The following is a 16989-nucleotide window of genomic DNA, read 5'->3' on the forward strand; positions in this document are numbered from 1 at the left end:
GATGTGCCCGCACGACCCGGCCTGTCCGGACGCCGAGGCGCCTGACCGCGAGGCGGCACGCACCCTCGCCTGCCACCCCGAACAGGGGTGGAGCCTGCTCTGCAACGGCGTCGTCCTGTTCGAGGACACCGGGGAGCTTCTTCCCAGCGGCACGGCCATCGCCCCGCACCGGCCCGCCGTCGGCGCGGCCTGATCGTCCGAGTCCGAGCCCGATCACTCAGCGCGATCGGGCGCGGCTACGCGTAGCGGACGATCCACTCCGCCACGACCTCGCCCACCCGGGCGGGGTCACGCTTCAGGTCATGTCCCTCGCCCGGCAGCACCACCAGCCGCGCCGCGTCCGCGGCCTCGGGCACGCCGAACGGGTCGCGATCCCCGTTCACCACCAGCACGTCGACCCCGGCGCCGCGTAGTTCCCCGGCCCGGGAGCGCTCGGGCCTCCCCGGCGGATGCAGGGGGAAGGCCAGCGCCACCACCGCCGCCGCGCCGACCGCCTTCGCCGTACGGCACGCCACCCGCGCCCCGTTGCTCCGCCCGCCCTGCACGAGCGGCAGCCCCGGCAGGCTCGCGCGCAACTCGCCCAGGACGGTCTCCCACGCCTCGTCCTGCTTCACCGCCGAGCCGGGCGCCCGCGCCCCCGCCACCCTGAACGCCTGCGTCACCCTCGCCACACTGGCCCCTGCTCCGAGCGCGGCATCGCGTACGGCCAGGAGGTCAGGAGCGTCCACTCCCCCAGCCGAGCCGTGCGTAAGGACCAGCAGCAGCCGCGGGTCCGCGGCCTCGTCGACCTGGACCGTCGCCGGCCCCCTCGGAGTCATCACGCGCATGCCAGCACGGTACCTGGGGAGGACGGCGGCTACCCCTCAGGGCGGATGACGGCGCGGCGTGGAACAGGCATGATTCGGTTATGCCAGACAATCGCCCGCTCCGTGATGACCTGCAGGCCACGCTCGACGCCCGCCGCGACCTCGGCCCGGACTACGAAGCGGCCCTCGTCGAGTCTTTCGTCGAGCGTCTCGACGCCACGATCGCCGCCCGGGTCCGGGCGGAGCTGAACCATCACGGGCACGCCCCGCACGGGAAGCGGAACCCCGGAGCGCCGATGATCCCGATCGTGCTCGGCTCGCTGGGCATCGGCGTGCCGCTGACGGCCATCGCGGCGGGCACCGCGGGGGCCGCCGGGCTGATGATGACGTGGCTGGCGCTCATCGTCATCAACGTGGCGGCCGCCGTGGCCGTCATGCGCCGCTCCTGAGGGGCCGGCGCTCACGCCGATCGGGTGACGCGCGGTCAGGCGTCGTGATCAGGCGTCGTGATCAGACGTCGCGGTCGGGCGTCCCGGTCGGGCGTCGTGATCAGGCGTCTCGGTCGTAGCGGAGCCGGACCTCGGCGGCGAGGGTCTCGTCGTGGTGCTCCAGCCCGTACGACCAGACCCGGTCGGCGTCGTCGTCGCGCCCGCGCAGCGGCAGGGTGCGGGCGAGCAGTTCGATGGCCAGGGCGCTGGTCTGGGGGTCGGCCCCGCCCTCGACGCTTTCGGCGAACTCCGCGCAGGCGAGCTCCAGATGGGCGATGCCGAGGCGGACCCGCAGCCCCGGCACCTCGTCGGCGGGGGCGAACTCCAGGGCGTCCAGGAGCACCTCAGCCGCCGCGCCGGGCTCCCCGTGCTCCACCATGAGGTCGGCGAGACGCTGGGCGGCATGCGCGCCGACCCCGTCGTCGCCCGCCCGCATGGCGGCGCGCAGCTCCTTCTCCGCCTGCTCCAGGTCCTGCGCCGCCTCGGCCAGCCGGGCCAGGGCGAGGTGGGCCAGCGGCACGTATGCGGCCGTGCCCACCCCCAGCACGGCCTGCCAGGCGCCCCTGGCCTGCTCCTCCCGCCCCTCCCGCTCGAAGCCCTGGGCCAGGTGACAGGCGGCCTGGGCGGCGTATTCCGGGTGGCCGGTGGCCAGCGCGGTCCTGGCGGCGGCCCTGGCGCCCTCGACGTCGCCCCGCTGCTCCAGGACCACGGCGAGCCCGACCGCGGCCTGCGCCCTGTCGGGTTCGCCGGGATCGGCCGCCAGCTCGCCCAGGATCGCGGCCGCGGCGTCGAGATCACCGCGTTCGGCCAGGAGGCGGGCGGTGTCGAGGGGCGCGGTCTCCAGCTCTGAGGACGTCAAGAGAGCTCCTTGTGGCGACGGTCGGACCGAGCCTAACGACTTCTCGCGATCATGTCTGCTCACTTGACGCCGAAGGACTGGACGGGCGCGCCCCCGGAGTCATCGGCGCACCCGGCTCAGTCCTCGTACGCCTCCAGAGGGGGGCAGGAGCACACCAGGTTGCGGTCGCCGTAGGCCTGGTCGATGCGGCGCACCGGGACCCAGTACTTCGCCTCGCGCAGCGACGGGAGCGGGTAGGCGGCCTCGCTGCGCGCGTACGGGTGCGGCCACTCGTCCGCGCTGACCGCCTCCGCCGTGTGCGGCGCGTTGCGCAGCGGGTTGTCGTTCTTGTCGTAGTCACCGGAGGCCACCTTGGCGATCTCGCCCCGGATGGCGACCATGGCGTCCACGAACCGGTCGAGCTCGCCCAGGTCCTCGCTCTCGGTGGGCTCGATCATCAGCGTGCCCGCCACGGGGAAGGACATGGTCGGCGCGTGGAAGCCGTAGTCGATGAGGCGCTTGGCCACGTCGTCCACGGTGACGCCGGTCTCCTTGGTGATCTGGCGCAGGTCGACGATGCACTCGTGCGCGACCAGGCCGCCGCGCCCGGTGTACAGGACCGGGTAGTGCGGGGCCAGCCGCCTGGCCAGGTAGTTCGCCGACAGGATGGCCTGCTCGGTGGCCGCGGTGAGGCCCTCGGCGCCCATCATCCTGACGTACGCCCACGAGATCGGCAGGATGCCCGCCGACCCGTACGGGGCCGCCGAGACCGGGCCGACCGGTGTGCCGTTGTGCAGCGGGTGGCCGGGCAGGTAGGCGGCGAGGTGGGCGCGTACCGCGACGGGGCCGACGCCGGGGCCGCCGCCGCCATGCGGGATGCAGAAGGTCTTGTGCAGGTTGAGGTGGGAGACGTCGGCCCCGAACTCGCCGGGCTTGGCCAGGCCGACCAGGGCGTTGAGGTTGGCGCCGTCCACGTACACCTGGCCGCCGGCGTCGTGGACCTTGGCGCAGACCTCGGTGATGGACTCCTCGAACACGCCGTGCGTGGACGGGTACGTCACCATGATCGCGGCCAGCGCGTCACGGTGCTTGTCGATCTTGGCGTCGAGGTCGGCCAGGTCCACGTTGCCGTCGGTGTCGCAGGCCACGACCACGACCCGCATGCCGGCCATGACGGCGCTGGCGGCGTTCGTCCCGTGGGCGGAGGACGGGATGAGGCAGACGTCCCGCTCGCCGTCACCGTTGGCGTGGTGGTAGGCGCGGATGGCGAGCAGCCCCGCGAACTCGCCCTGCGAGCCGGCGTTCGGCTGGATGGAGACCGCGTCGTAGCCGGTCACCTCGGCCAGCCAGCCCTCCAGCGTGCTGATCAGCTCGCCGTAGCCCGCGGCCTGCCCGGCGGGCGCGTAGGGGTGGATGGCGGCGAACTCGGGCCAGGTGATGGGCTCCATCTCGGTGGTCGCGTTCAGCTTCATGGTGCAGGAGCCGAGCGGGATCATCGAGCGGTCGAGCGCGATGTCCTTGTCCTGCAGCCTGCGCAGGTAGCGGAGCATCGCGGTCTCGGAGCGGTGCTCGTGGAAGACCGGGTGGGTCAGGTACGGGCTCTCGCGCAGCAGCGAGGCGGGCAGCGCGTCGGGGGCGTTCTCGGGGTCCACCTCAGTGCCGGGGACCCCGAAGGCCGCCCACACCGCGGCCACCTCGGCCACCCCGGTCTTCTCGTCGCAGGAGACGGAGACGTGGTCGGCGTCCACCTGCCAGAGGTTGACCTCCCGCTCGGCGGCGGCGGCCACCACGGCGGCGGCCCGGCCGGGGACGCGGGCGAGCACGGTGTCGAAGAACTCGCCGTGCACGACCTCCACGCCCGCGCCGCGCAGCCCTTCCGCCAGGGCGGTGGCGTGGCGGTGCACGCGGCGGGCGATGCCGGCCAGGCCCTCGGGGCCGTGGTAGACGGCGTACATGGCGGCTATGACGGCGAGCAGCACCTGGGCGGTGCAGATGTTGCTGGTGGCCTTCTCGCGGCGGATGTGCTGCTCGCGGGTCTGCAGGGCCAGGCGGTAGGCGGGGTCGCCGTCGGCGTCCACCGACACGCCCACGAGACGCCCGGGAAGCTGGCGCTGCAGCCCCTCACGTACGGACATGTACGCGGCGTGCGGCCCGCCGAACCCGAACGGCACCCCGAAGCGCTGCGAGGACCCGACCGCGATGTCCGCGCCCAGCTCGCCGGGGGCGGCGACCAGCGTCAGGGCCAGCAGGTCGGCGGCGGCCACGACCAGCGCGCCCGCCTCGTGCGCGGCCGCGGCCACGGCACGGAAGTCGCGCAGCCTCCCCGACGTGCCCGGGTACTGCACGAGCACGCCGAAACACGCGGGCAGCTCACCTTCCAGCGAGTGCTCCACGAGCGTGATGCCGAGGGGCTCGGCCCTGGTGGCGAGCACGGCCTTGGTCTGGGGCAGGGCGTCGGCGTCCACCACGAACACCTCGCTCTTGGACTTGCCCGCCCGGCGCGCCAGCGTCATCGCCTCGGCCGCGGCCGTGGCCTCGTCCAGCAGCGACGCGCCGGAGACGGGCAGGCCGGTGAGGTCGGAGACGACCGTCTGGAAGTTCAGCAGCGCCTCAAGGCGGCCCTGCGAGATCTCCGGCTGGTACGGGGTGTAGGCGGTGTACCAGCCCGGGTTCTCCAGCAGGTTGCGCCTGATGACCGCGGGCGTCACCGTGTCGTAGTAGCCCAGCCCGATCATGGACGTGAGCACCCGGTTTCGCCCGGCCAGGGCGCGCAGCTCGGCGATGGCCTCGGCCTCGCCGATCGCGGCGGGCAGCTTGAGCCGGTCCTTGGCCCTGATGCCCTCGGGCACGGCCACCGCCACCAGATCCGCCACGGACTCGAAACCGACGGCCTCGAGCATGCGCTGCTGCTCGGACTCCGAGGGGCCGATATGCCTGGACGAGAACGGCGGAGCGGACAGATCGGTCATGGGTGTGCCTCCCGAGGCTATGGAGACCGGCGCCAGGGCGCGGGCGAGTGCCGGATCTCCCCCTCTGTCAGCACGACGCCCGGTGAACCGATCGTCGCGACCTGAGAGCTTCACCCCGTTCAGGGCTTGCACCGTCGGTGAGGCACACCTGGCGGGCGCGCCTGCTTTCCAGAGTTGCCTCACCCGAGCGGTACAGGATGCCTGAGAGATTCCGGGGAGGGTTGCTCCTTCGGCGCTCCGGGCCCTATGACCCGGAGACTCTCCCGCACGGGGTCGTCAGCCTTGCTGTCCTAGATTACTACGGTACGCCGTGATTGCCGCTCAGCGCACCACCCCCACCCCACAGCCACCTCCCGCCCCGGCCCGACTCCACACCCACACCACGACCACCCTGAGTCCCGCCCGGCGCTTGCCCCAGCGATCACCCGGCACCCCACGGCACACCACCCCGGCGATCACCCGGCACCCCCACGGCAGCCCACGCACACCGCCCCAAGCCCACCCACCGGACCGCCAGGGCCCCAGCCCCACCCACCGGACCGCCAGGGCCCAGCCTCGCCTACACGCTGCCCAGGCCCCGCCCGCCCGCTCACCGCGCACCAACCCGCCCCGCACTGCCCTGAGACCGCCTGTGAGACGCCTGGCACCATATGCGCCGGCCCGTGCGGCTTCAGCGGCCTGTGCGGCTTCAGCGGCCATCTGCGCCCGCCTGCGGCGTCGGCACCATCAGCGCCCGCCCGCTCGCCTGCCAGGGTGCCTGATCCGGCCCGCGCTGCCCTGAGACCGCCTGTGCGGCGCCTGGCGCCATCTGTGCCCGCCTGAGCGGCGTCGGCACGATCTATGCACCACCCCGGCCAGGTCAGCCTGTCCGGCCCGGCATGGTCGTTATACAGGTCGCCGTCGCGACCTCTGTGCCATCAGCCGTCCGCCCCGTTCCGCGTCAGCGAGGCCGCCATGCCGTCCGACCCGGTCCATGTCGGTGAGGCCGTCATGCGGGCCCGTCGTTCCGGCCCCACGCCTGTCGCTCCGGCCCGCCGGTCTTGGTCGTTTCATCGCGGGCCGCCCGCCACGGGACGCCTACCGGCCTTCGGCGGCTGCACAGCCGCCGGTCTCCACAAGCCCCTCAGCCCTCCTCAGAAGGCCCTGCCGCGCTCCCCTGGAAGAATTCCCCCGGCCCTTCTTCCCGGAAGGACCTCGGCCGACGTGCGGCGAGGTGGGGAAGAAGCACAGGTCAATGAGTCAGCTGGTCCGGCGGGCGCGACGCCGGCGGGCCAGTTCGTCAGCGGGATGGTCGGCCGGGACGGTGTCCTCGACCGCCGCGCGTTCCCCCGGCAGCTCCGCGAGGGAGCCCTCGACCTCTCGCCAGACCCGCCCGAGCGCGATGCCGAACACGCCCTGGCCGCCCTGGAGCAGATCGATCACCTCATCGGCCGAGGTGCACTCGTAGACACTCACCCCGTCGCTCATGAGCGTGATCTGCGCGAGGTCGGCGACCCCGCGGTCACGCAGGTGTTGCACGGCAGTACGGATCTGCTGCAGTGACACCCCGGTGTCGAGGAGTCGCTTGACGACCTTGAGCACCAGGATGTCGCGGAAGCTGTAGAGCCGCTGGGATCCCGAGCCTTGCGCGGCTCTTATAGTCGGCTCCACCAGGCTCGTGCGCGCCCAGTAGTCGAGCTGCCTGTAGGTGATGCCGGCCGCGGAGCAGGCCGTCGGCCCGCGGTATCCGATGTCGCCCGGCAGCGTCGTAGGCTGCTCGTCGAAGAGCAGGCCCTGCTCCCCGGCACGCTGCCGAGCGCTCTCGCGCCGCACCGGATCTTCCTGGTCGGCCGTCTTTCCCTCGCCGCTGCTGACCGCCACGCGGACCTCCGGCTTTCTCTCATCCCACGGCCTGATCTGGGGGTTCGTAAAAGGCGACCGCGGGTTTCTCTTGCACCGTAGGACCGTGACCATGCTCAGTCAACGATCCGGCTCGGCGCGTCGTGAAGCGTAAATGCACTGAAATACCTACCCCGCCCTACCGAAGTCTTCGGGAGTGATCGTGTCAAGGAACTCCCTGAACTTCTCCACCTCGTCCTCCTGGTCGTCCGGGATGATCACCCCGGCCTCCTGGACGACCTCCTCGCTGGCGAAGATGCGAGCCCCCGTACGCAGGGCGAGCGCGATCGAGTCGGACGGGCGCGCGCTCACCTCCACCCCGTTGGAGAAGACCAGATCGGCGAAGAAGATGCCGTCACGCAGAGCAACGATGTTGACCGCGCGCAGGCCTACGCCCAGGGCGCTCAGCACGTCTCGGAAGAGATCGTGGGTGAGCGGCCTCGGCGGCGGCTCCTCCGCCTGAGCCAGGGCGATGGCCGTGGCCTCGGTCATGCCAATCCATATAGGAAGGAACCGCTCCCCGTGTGCCTCCTTGAGCAAGACGATCGGCTGATTTGTGGGCATTTCAACTCGTACGCCCACGACCTCCATCTGCAACACGGGCTGCTCCGTAATCCTGACCGGTCACCCGGCACAGCTCTCGATCATCGCTTTTGCTGACTGGCTTCTGCATTTCAACGTAACACCCGGTGGGCCTGGAATGCGCCTCCGCCTCCCAGCTCGCTACGGTCTCAACGCCCCAGTACGGATCGGACTCCCATCCGCACAAGGGATGCGTGCAGGTCGAGCAGCAACGTGGAAAGCTCCCTGGCGACCTCGTCGGCCTCGCCGATGGCTCCGGGGGCGCGCCGTTTGAGTATGGGGGCCACGGTCTGCTCGACCAATCCGGCCTCGCGCTCGGCCCCAACCTTGACCGCCCGCAGGTGGCGGGCGTGCAGGCCGAAACGGGCCAAGGCGCCCACGACACGGGCCACCTTGAGCGCCTCCTCGTCGTAACGCCTGGCCACCGGGACGAGCAGTCCGTAGTCCTCCAGCTCGCCGAGCGTCTCCTCGTCGATCGCCGCGGCCTCGATCAGCTCGGCGCGGCTGAGCCTGAGCTCCTGCGCCTGGCGTACCTCACGCGGGCGGCCGAAGCTCTCCGCCATCCTGTCCTTGATCACCCGCAGCGGCAGGTAGTGGTCGCGCTGCTCGGTGAGGATGAAGCGGAGCTGCTCGACGTGCAGGTGCGTGAACTTCCGGTAGCCGGACGGGCTGCGCTCCGGCTCGATCAGCCCTTCGCCCTCCAAGAACCTGATCTTGGAGATCGTGACATCGGGGAACTCTCCCTGCAGGAGCGCGAGCACCTCCCCGATGCTCATATGCGACCGCGCCGCCTGTGAGCTCATCCGCCCGCCTCCGGCGGGCCCATGAGCTCGGCGTTCACGGGTCGTTCGCTCCGCCCGCTCATGCGACCGCCTCCGGCGGCCGCATGAGCTCGAACGAGGCTGTTCACGGGTCGTTCGCTCATACGCCGGAGTTGCCGCGCATCAGGAAGACGAGGCGGAACTTGCCGATCTGCACCTCGTCTCCGGAGTGCAGGGGGACCTCCTCGATCCGTTCCCGGTTGACGTAGGTGCCGTTGAGGCTGCCCACGTCGCGCACGGAGAACTGGCCGCCGCGATGGCGGTAGAACTCGACGTGGCGGCGGGAGACCGTGATGTCGTCGAGGAAGATGTCGCTCTCCGGATGGCGCCCGGTCGTGGTCAGGTCCGTGTCGAGCCGGAAACGACTCCCCTGGTTGGGACCTCTGGTCACCGTGAGCAACGCCGCGCCCGGCGGGAGCTGATCGACGATCGCCCGCTCGGCCACGAGCATGTCGCCGGTCTCAGCCTCGTACGCCTCGATTCCCGCGACCGAGATCGTCGACGTGGTGTCCCCGGAGACCTCGGCCCTGGTCAACGGTGACCCACAGCGGGAACAGAAACGGGCATCCTCGGGGTTGGCGTGCCCGCACTGCGTGCAGTAGACGCTCGGCATCGATCGGCTCGGCCTCCTACCGCGAAGACGCGGCGACGGTGCTCTGGGGCGCGCCTCGCTTCGCTTTTTCAAGTTTGCGAATGCCGCAACTTACGCTGATCAGCGGCAAAGGTCAAGGCGGGGCGCTGCACTTTGGTTTGGACGCAGACAAAGTTACCGTCGCCCCCACCCCGTGGTCCATGCCGCCGCGCGTTTCTACATTACGATCTTGCGGCACTCCATGGGCGCATCATCGGCAAAAGCCTTCCGTCACACGGGGTGACAATCCTCACCCCGCGGCCTGCTCCACGATGCGCGCCCAGCGTTCGAGCAGGGCCTGGGCGCTGTCGACGTCGGCGGCCTCGGCCCACAGATCCGTGACGGGTTCCGCGGCGGCGGGCAGCACCAGCACCCAGCTCCCGTCCTCGCGCGCCACGCGCACGCCGTCGGTGGTGTCGACGCGGTTCCCCTCCGGCTCGGACTCGGCCGCCTCGATGACCGAGCGCATGACGGCGCCCTTGGCCGCCCACGGCGTGGGCACGGTGCGCCGCAGCAGCTTCACCTCGGGGATCCTGGCGTCGATCTGGCTGAGCGACAGCCGGGTGCGGGCCACCAGGCCGAGCAGGCGCATGAACGCGGCCAGCCCGTCGATCGCCGGGCTGAACTCGGGCACCACGAACCCGCCGCGCCCGTCGGCCGCGAAGATCATGTCGGGTCCGGCGGCGGCCGAGGTGAGGGCGTCGAGCGCGGTGGAGGTCCACTGCACCTGCACGCCGTGGAAGCGGCACACCTGCTCGGCCACCCTGGTCGTGGTGACCGGCAGCGCCACCTGACCGCCCTGGCGCTCGGCGGCGACCAGGTCGAGCACGACGAGCAGGGCGCGTTCCTCGTTGATGAGCTGGCCTTTCTCATCCACCAGGGCGATGCGCTCGCCCACGGGGTCGAAGCGCACGCCGAACGCCGCCCGCGAGGAGCTGACGAGCTCGGACAGCCGTTGCAGGTCACGGCGGCGCTCGGCGAGCGTCTCGGTGGGCGAGACGTCGTCGAGGCGGGCGTTGACGGTGAGCACCTCGACGCCGACCCGGCCGAGCAGGGTGGGCAGCACCAGCGAGGAGGTGCCGCCGGCGCAGTCCACGACGACCTTCATGTCTTTGACGCCGCTCACCCCGACGTGGCGCAGCAGCTCGTGGGTGTAGTCCTCGACGGCCCTGGCCGGGTAGGCGAGCTCGGCGATCTCGCCGGGGAAGGCGCGGCGGAACTCCTGCCTGGAGAAGACCCGCTCCAGCTTGCGCTGGGCGGCCGGGGGCAGGTCGGCGCCGCGGTCGTCCATGATGACGATGTCCACGCTCTGCGGGTCGCCGGGGGTGGTGCGCAGCGCGATGCCGCCGGCGACCGACTCGCGCGCCGTGTGGAAGCGGGCGACGGGCAGCGGGGCGGCCTCGAGGTCGAGGACGTTGATGGCGCTCGCGGTGAGCGCGCCGATGACGGCCCGCTTGAGCGCCCTGGCGGCCAGGGAGCAGTCGCGGGAGGTGACGACGTACTCGCCCTTCTTGAGCGTGGTGGCGTACGCGCTGGCCAGGCGGACGCACAGCTCGGCGGTGATCTCGACGTTGACCAGGCCGCTGACGCCTCTGGGGCCGAACAGGTTGCGCTGGCCGCGCGACTCCCAGATGACGCTGGTGTTGACGACCGCGCCGGCCTCGATGGTCTTGAACGGATACACCTTGACGCCGCTGGAGACGTAGGCCTCGGCCTCGATGACGCATTCGTCGCCGATGACGGCGTTCTCCTCGATGCGGGCGCCGGCCATCACGTCGGTGCTCTTGCCGATGACGCAGCCGCGCAGGTGGGCGCCGGGGCCGAGGTAGACGTTGTCGTGGACGACCGCGCGGTGCAGGAAGGCGCCCTCGCGGACGATGGCGTTGTTGCCCAGCACGGTGTATTCGCGCAGTTCGGCCCCCGCCTCCACCTTGGCGTAGTCGCCGACGAGCAGCGGGCCCTTGAGCACGGCGTCGGGGTCCACCGAGGCCGAGTCGGCGACCCAGACGCCCGGTGAGAGCTCGAAGCCGCCGATGTCCAGCCCGACCTTGCCGGACAGGGCGTCGGCCTGGGCCTTGAGGTAGCTGTCGAGGGTGCCGACGTCCTCCCAGTAGCCTTCGGCCACGTACCCGTAGATGGCGGCGCCGCGTTCGAGGAGGGCGGGGAAGACGTCTGAGGACCAGTCGACGGGCTCGCCCGACGCCACGGCGTCGAGGACCTCGGGTTCCATGACGTAGACGCCGGTGTTGACGGTGTCGGAGAAGACCTGGCCCCAGGTGGGTTTCTCGAGGAAGCGCTGTACGCGGCCCTCGTCGTCCACGATGATGATCCCGAATTCAAGGGGATTCGGCACCCGTTTCAGGCCAATGGTGACTAAAGCACTATTTTCACGGTGAAACCGGATCATATCGGATAAGTCGATATCCGTGAGGGCATCACCGGAGATGACCAGGAACCGGTCTTCGCGGAGGCGGTCGGCGGCGTTCTTGACGCTGCCCGCGGTGCCGAGGGGGATGTCCTCGGTGGCGTACTGCAGGCTCATGCCCAGCTCGTCACCGTCGCCGAAGTAGTTGCGCACGAGGGCGGCCAGGAACTGCAGGGTGACCACGGTCTCGGTGACGCCGTGCCGCTTGAGCAGACGCAGCACGTGCTCCATGATCGGGCGGTTGACCACGGGGAGCAGGGGTTTGGGCTGGTTGGCGGTCATCGGACGCAGCCGAGTGCCCTCCCCGCCTGCCATGACGACCGCCTTCACCCGATCACTCCTTCTTGGCCGCGGCTACCAACTGGCGCACCTGTACCACATACAGCGCCCCGGCCCACCAGTACAGACCGGTTCCCCAAAGCGCGAAGGCCCACCCGACAATGCGAGCTATTTCGGCATACCACCCAGAGTGGGAGGCAAGGAAGAGGAGAGGGAAGGCGTACATGAGGTTGAACATGGCAGCCTTGCCCAGGAAATGCACTTGAAGTGCCTTATAGCCATGTTTGCGAAGTACGGGAACGAAACACGCGACGAAAAGTTCGCGCCCGAGGATGATCACGACCAGCCACCACGGGATCACGTCGCGTATCAGGAGGGCGAGAATCGTGGCGAACACATACAGCTTGTCCGCGGCGGGGTCGATGAGCCGGCCGAGCCTGCTCGTCTGGTTGAACGCCCGCGCGATCTTGCCGTCGAGCCAGTCGGTGAAACCGGCCACCGCGAGGATCAAGATGGCCCAGCCGTCCGCCCTTGGCCCGAGAACCAGCCAGAGGAACACGGGTACGCCCAAGAGGCGCAGGAAGCTCAGCAGGTTGGGAACTGTCCAGATCCGGTCCTCGGCGGAAGTTTCACTCACGCAGCAGACCCTACTGCGTGGAGCCCCAACACAGCGGCCCCGCACCTGGCCGATGCCGACGACCGCCCACCCGCACCGACGACCTCCACCGCTCACCACACCGCGACCGTCCAACCCCCGAGCCGACCGCCCGCTGCGTCGACCCACCACTGAGCCGACCGCCCGCTGCGTCGACCCACCGCTGGGCCAGCCACCCGCTGCGCCCACCCACCCACCGCTGAGCCTGCCACCCACTGGGCCAGCCACCCGCTGCGCCGACCCACCGCCGGGCCAGCCATCCGCTGTGTCTGCCACCCGCTGAGCCGACCCACCGCTGATCTGGCCGCCCACCGAGCCCGCCGCCGACCGTGCCGACCAACCGTCTTGGCAGGCTTTCTGGGCCTGAGCCGCGTCCGCTCGCTCTCCCAGAGACCGGCCAGGACCTGCTTGGACAGCGGCGTCCGGTCGTTGGGCGCGTGCGGTTCCGCGCCCAGGGGCGTCAGGCCACCCTGGTACCCCTTGCGGCAACGCCTCGGCGACCGCCGGCCCTCCGGCTGCCGACGCCCCGACGATCGGGGTGGCGATTCGGCCTTCGATGGGCAACATGGGCTCGCGTTACGGCGGGCCGGCGGTGAAGGGTCAGAAGCCGTTTCCTGGAGGGCCGTGAGCCGGAGTGCGGCGGGTGGGAAGCCACGGCAGCGCGTAAAGGATGAATGGCCGTATTGCGGTCAGGTACGGAGGAAGGCGTGGGTGTGGCCGAGTGGCTCGAAGCCCAGGTCGGCGTAGAAGTGGCGGGGCCAGTCGTTCGCGTCGGCCATCAGGAAGATCAGTTCGGCCTCCGCCGCCTGCGCCAGCAGCGCGGTCATCAGGGCGCGCGCGTGGCCCTTGCCCCGGTGCGGCTCGCCGGTGAAGACGCTCTCGATCTGGGCGACGCCGCCGTCCACATACAGGTCGGCTCTGGAGGCGATCTCTCCGTCCGGCGCGCGGACCCCGTGGAAGCTCACCGCGTCGGCGCCCCTGAGACGGGCCTCCACCCGACGGGCGAGACCGTCGACCACCTCGTCCGACGCCTGCGGCAGTGTGCCGCGCCATTCCCGGCGCAGTACGGGCACCAGCTCCGCCAGGTCGAGCCGCTCGGCCGGGGGCACGTCCCGGGGGACGCGGCCACGGAAGGCCATGATGAGGTTCGTCTCGTGCTCGTAGCCGGCGGCGGCGAAGGCGGGCGCGTAGGCGGTGCCGAGCCGGTCGTCGTCCACGCACACCAGCCGGTGCCCCCGCTCCGCCAGCACCTCATCGGCCACGGCCACCAGCCGCCCCACCACCTGACCTGGGCCACCGGAGTTGCCTGGGCCGCCAGAGTCACGGGAGTCACCCGAGTCACCGGGGTCGCCTGAGTCGGGGGCTGTGTGGACTATCAGTTTGTTGTCGTCGTGTGAACCGGGGTAACGGTCGTCGAGCACCGCGAAGCCGCCCGGGATCGGGACCGTTCTGGGCGAGCGGCGCCGGGCGAAGGTGTGCAGGAAGGTCAGGGCGCGGGCCAGGTCCCCGGCCATGCTGCCCCGGGTCAGGGACGGGCCGCGGACGAGGTCATCCATGGGAGCCGCGCGCCGCCCGCAGGAACGCCTCGATCAGCGCCGAGTCCTTCACGCCCGGCGCCGTCTCCAGACCGCTCGACACGTCGACCCCCCACGGGTCGGCGGCCGCGATCGCCTCGGTGACGTTGGACGGGTCGAGGCCGCCCGCGAGCATCCAGTGCCCGGAGGGGCGGCCGCGTACGGCGGCCCAGTCCCACGGCTGGCCCGAGCCCGCGTGGGGGGCGTCCACGAGGAGCAGGTCCTCGTCGAAGGCCCCGCACCGCAGGTCGGCCTGCGCGTCGACGGCCCTGACCAGGCGGACGCCGAGATCCTTGAGCGCGGTGAAGTCGCCGTGCGGATGCCTGCCGTGCAACTGGACGGCCCGCACCCCGGACGCGAGCGCGGCGGCCCTGACGGTCTCCGGGTCCTCGCCGCGGAACACCCCCACGGTGAGCACGTGCTCGGGGACCTGGGCGGCCAGCTCGGCCGCCCGCTCGGGCGCGACGCGCCGGGTGCTCCGGGTCATGACGAACCCGATGGCGTCGGCGCCGGCCTCGACGGCGGTGGCAACGTGCTCGGGCTCGCTCAGGCCGCAGATCTTCACATACACATCTCCGACTCTAACGGCGGCGCGCGGCTCCCGGTGACCACGCCAGGGCCAGTACGGCGGTGACGAGGCCGAACAGGTCTCAGGTGCCAGGGCCAGTACGGCGATGACGAGACCGAACAGGTCTCAGGTGCCAGGGCCAGTACGGCGATGACGGGGCCGAACAGGTCTCAGGTGGCCGGGCCGCCGCGCGGGGGGCGTACCGGGCGGAAGGAGGCGTCGACGAGGCCCGTGCGGTGGGCGACCACGGCGGCCTGGATGCGGTTGCGCAGGCCCAGTTTGTCCATGGCGGCGGCGATGTGGGTCTTGACGGTCGTGACGCCGACGTGCAGCTCCTCGGCGATCTCCGCGTTGGACAGGCCGGTGCCGACCAGGGCGAGCACCTCCACCTCGCGCTCGGTCAGCCCGGCCGGCGCCGCGGGCGCGGCGGCCTGCTCCTCGGCGGCCAGGAAGCCCTCCACGACCCGGCGCAGCACCGAGGGCGCCAGGAGCTGCTCGCCGGCCGCGGCCCGGCGCACGGCGTCCACCATGCGTTCCGGCTCGTCGTCCTTGACCAGGAAGCCGACGGCCCCGGCGCGCAGGGCGGCGTAGACGTTGCCGTCCTCGGCGAACGTGGTCAGCACCACGATCCTGGCCCCGGGCCGGCCCGCGAGCACGCGTTTGATCGCCTCCAGGCCGTCCACCCTGGGCATGCGCAGGTCCATGAGGATCACGTCCGGCAGGTGACGCTCGGACAGGCGCACGGCCTCGGCGCCGTCCTCGGCCTCGCCCACGACCTCCATGTCGCCCGTGGCCTGCAGCAACATGCGCACGCCCGCGCGTACGAGCGCCTGGTCGTCGGCCACCAGCACCCGGATCACGCGGCGTTCCCCGAGGACAGCCGTGTAGGCAGGTGGGCGGCCAGCAGCCAGCCGCCCTCGCCGTCGGGGCCCGCGTTGAGGGTGCCGCCCACCGTGCGCACGCGCTCGCGCATGCCCGCCAGCCCGCGCCCCGAGGAGGGCAGGCGTTCGATGGCGGTGGGCGGGCGGCCGTTGCGGATCTCCACGGCCAGCCCGTCCTCGGACGAGGACACGGATACGCGGACCCGCGTTCCTGGGCCTGCGTGTTTGAGCACGTTGGTGAGTCCTTCCTGGACGATCCTGGCCGCGGAGGTGCGGGCTATGAGGGGGGCCTGGTCGGTGGCCGGGTCGAGGTCGAGTTCGACGACGAGCCCGGCGGCGGCCATGCGTTCGGCCGACTCGCGTACGACGTCGGCGGGGTTGGCCAGCAGGTCGGGCTGGCGGTCGGGATCGCGCAGCAGGTCGAGCAGGTCGCGCAGGTCCTGCAGCACCTGGTGGCCGGTCTCGCGGATGTCGTTGAGCGCGTCGGCGACGGGGCCGTCGGGGGCGGTGTAACGGGCGGCGCTGGCCCGCAGCACCATCGCGCCGACGTGGTGGGCGACGATGTCGTGCACGTCTCGGGCGATGCGCTCGCGCTCGGCGAGCTGGTCGGCGCGCACCTGGGCGACGGCGGCGCGGGCGGCCTCCTCGGCGACCAGCCGCTCGGTGGCCGCGGCGTCGCGGCGCACGCCCAGGTAGCGGCCGATCGCGATGGGGGTGGCGACCAGCGTCATGAGCACACCGACGCGGAACGCGGTGATCTCGGTGTTGTCGCCGACGACGGCGATCGCGGTGAGCAGGCAGCCGGTCACGTATGCCGCCACCGTCCAGGCCCAGGACACCACCCGCATGGCGAACACGCCGATGGCGATGAGCGTGAGGATGACGCAGGTGTTGACGGCGGAGTTCAGGTAGGTGTCGGCCGAGACGAGCAGCACGCCCTGCAGCAGGAAGACCAGGCCGGGCAGCCGCCTGGCGATGCCCAGCGACAGCCCGCCCACCACGGCCAGCAGGCCGACCACCCAGACCGGCTGCATGCCCGAGTGCCAGGTGGTCCACGTGCTGAGCACGGTGATCGCCACGCCGCCGGCCGCGAGCAGCGCGTCGGGGGTGACGTCGCGCTCGTCGAGGCGCTCGGCGGAGCTGCGCAGGTAGGCGCCGAGGACTGCGGGGAAGACGGGCAGCAGCACGGAGTACATCCACATGTTGCCGGTGAGCGCGATGCCTGGGTCGGCGATGTTGAAGGCGGTCGCGAAGATCGAGGCGGCCACGGCGAGGGCGGTGGCCCGCACCGGCGAGGTGTAGCCGGCCACGCCGAGCGACACGCAGACGAGGATCTGGGCGGTGTTGGAGGTGAACGAGCCGATCTGGTCGGTGACGGCCAGGAACGCCGCCAGGTAGAGGGAGACGGGCACCGGCCAGCGGCGTACGAGTCCCAGGGGCAGGCCGACCAGCAGCGCCATCGGAATGTTCATCTCCGCGGGCAGGAATTCGGTGTCGCCCGCGTGCGCGGTGGTCAGCAGGTCCAGGCTCACTCCCGAGGCCGCGAGCAGGACATCCAGCGGCACACCACGCCAACGCATGCACACAAGGTATC

15 protein-coding genes and 1 riboswitch are annotated in these 16989 nt (G+C 71.4%); of the genes, 2 read left to right on the top strand and 13 right to left on the bottom strand.

The annotated features are described in order from the left end of the window. Window position 1 precedes the first annotated feature (1 nt). On the top strand, window positions 2-193 hold the full coding sequence (locus tag ACFPZ3_RS13110) for a DUF5999 family protein (RefSeq protein WP_106237625.1): 192 nt from the start codon (window positions 2-4) through the stop codon (window positions 191-193). 43 nt (window positions 194-236) lie between these two features. On the opposite strand, the gene ACFPZ3_RS13115 is transcribed toward ACFPZ3_RS13110, so the two are convergent. Next, complete coding sequence (locus ACFPZ3_RS13115) at window positions 237-827, bottom strand: alpha/beta hydrolase family protein (RefSeq protein ID WP_379514310.1); 591 nt, start codon at window positions 825-827, stop codon at window positions 237-239. Between the two features lie 80 nt (window positions 828-907). Here ACFPZ3_RS13115 and ACFPZ3_RS13120 point away from each other — a divergent pair, with 80 nt between their 5' ends. Continuing rightward, window positions 908-1255, top strand: coding sequence for a hypothetical protein (locus ACFPZ3_RS13120; RefSeq protein WP_379514311.1), 348 nt, complete (start codon window positions 908-910; stop codon window positions 1253-1255). 100 nt (window positions 1256-1355) lie between these two features. Here ACFPZ3_RS13120 and ACFPZ3_RS13125 read toward each other — a convergent pair whose 3' ends face one another. The 12 genes from ACFPZ3_RS13125 to ACFPZ3_RS13180 form a co-directional block, all read right to left on the bottom strand. After that, a complete protein-coding gene (locus ACFPZ3_RS13125; protein WP_379514312.1) occupies window positions 1356-2153 on the bottom strand; it encodes a tetratricopeptide repeat protein in 798 nt (265 codons plus the stop codon). A gap of 116 nt (window positions 2154-2269) precedes the next feature. Then, complete coding sequence (gene gcvP, locus ACFPZ3_RS13130; protein ID WP_379514313.1) at window positions 2270-5101, bottom strand: aminomethyl-transferring glycine dehydrogenase; 2832 nt, start codon at window positions 5099-5101, stop codon at window positions 2270-2272. A gap of 178 nt (window positions 5102-5279) precedes the next feature. After that, a riboswitch (glycine riboswitch) is annotated at window positions 5280-5377 on the bottom strand. Between the two features lie 963 nt (window positions 5378-6340). After that, window positions 6341-6961: a MerR family transcriptional regulator gene (locus tag ACFPZ3_RS13135; protein WP_379514314.1), complete on the bottom strand. Its 621-nt coding sequence runs from the start codon at window positions 6959-6961 to the stop codon at window positions 6341-6343. Window positions 6962-7108: 147 nt separating this feature from the next. Then, window positions 7109-7579 carry a bifunctional nuclease family protein gene (locus ACFPZ3_RS13140; RefSeq protein WP_090771501.1) on the bottom strand — a complete coding sequence of 157 codons (471 nt, stop codon included), beginning with the start codon at window positions 7577-7579 and terminating at the stop codon, window positions 7109-7111. A gap of 131 nt (window positions 7580-7710) precedes the next feature. Further along, on the bottom strand, window positions 7711-8364 hold the full coding sequence (ftsR, locus tag ACFPZ3_RS13145; RefSeq protein ID WP_379514315.1) for a transcriptional regulator FtsR: 654 nt from the start codon (window positions 8362-8364) through the stop codon (window positions 7711-7713). A 118-nt stretch (window positions 8365-8482) separates the two neighbouring features. After that, on the bottom strand, window positions 8483-8995 hold the full coding sequence (locus tag ACFPZ3_RS13150; RefSeq protein ID WP_379514316.1) for an FHA domain-containing protein: 513 nt from the start codon (window positions 8993-8995) through the stop codon (window positions 8483-8485). A gap of 268 nt (window positions 8996-9263) precedes the next feature. Then, on the bottom strand, window positions 9264-11768 hold the full coding sequence (locus ACFPZ3_RS13155; protein WP_379514317.1) for a sugar phosphate nucleotidyltransferase: 2505 nt from the start codon (window positions 11766-11768) through the stop codon (window positions 9264-9266). Window positions 11769-11772: 4 nt separating this feature from the next. Beyond that, window positions 11773-12354 (bottom strand): CDP-alcohol phosphatidyltransferase family protein, encoded by a 582-nt coding sequence (locus ACFPZ3_RS13160; RefSeq protein WP_379514318.1) that lies wholly within the window; start codon window positions 12352-12354, stop codon window positions 11773-11775. A gap of 707 nt (window positions 12355-13061) precedes the next feature. Beyond that, entirely contained in the window at window positions 13062-13928 is an 867-nt protein-coding gene (locus ACFPZ3_RS13165; RefSeq protein WP_379514319.1) for a GNAT family N-acetyltransferase, read from the bottom strand. Then, entirely contained in the window at window positions 13921-14517 is a 597-nt protein-coding gene (locus ACFPZ3_RS13170) for a phosphoribosylanthranilate isomerase (protein WP_379514320.1), read from the bottom strand. Before ACFPZ3_RS13170 ends, ACFPZ3_RS13165 begins: the two co-directional genes overlap by 8 nt. A gap of 167 nt (window positions 14518-14684) precedes the next feature. After that, window positions 14685-15374, bottom strand: coding sequence for a response regulator (locus ACFPZ3_RS13175; protein ID WP_379514321.1), 690 nt, complete (start codon window positions 15372-15374; stop codon window positions 14685-14687). Further along, window positions 15371-16975, bottom strand: coding sequence for a sensor histidine kinase (locus tag ACFPZ3_RS13180; protein ID WP_379514322.1), 1605 nt, complete (start codon window positions 16973-16975; stop codon window positions 15371-15373). The genes ACFPZ3_RS13175 and ACFPZ3_RS13180 overlap by 4 nt, the downstream gene beginning before the upstream one ends. Window positions 16976-16989 lie beyond the last annotated feature (14 nt).

Source organism: Nonomuraea insulae, from assembly GCF_042656245.1.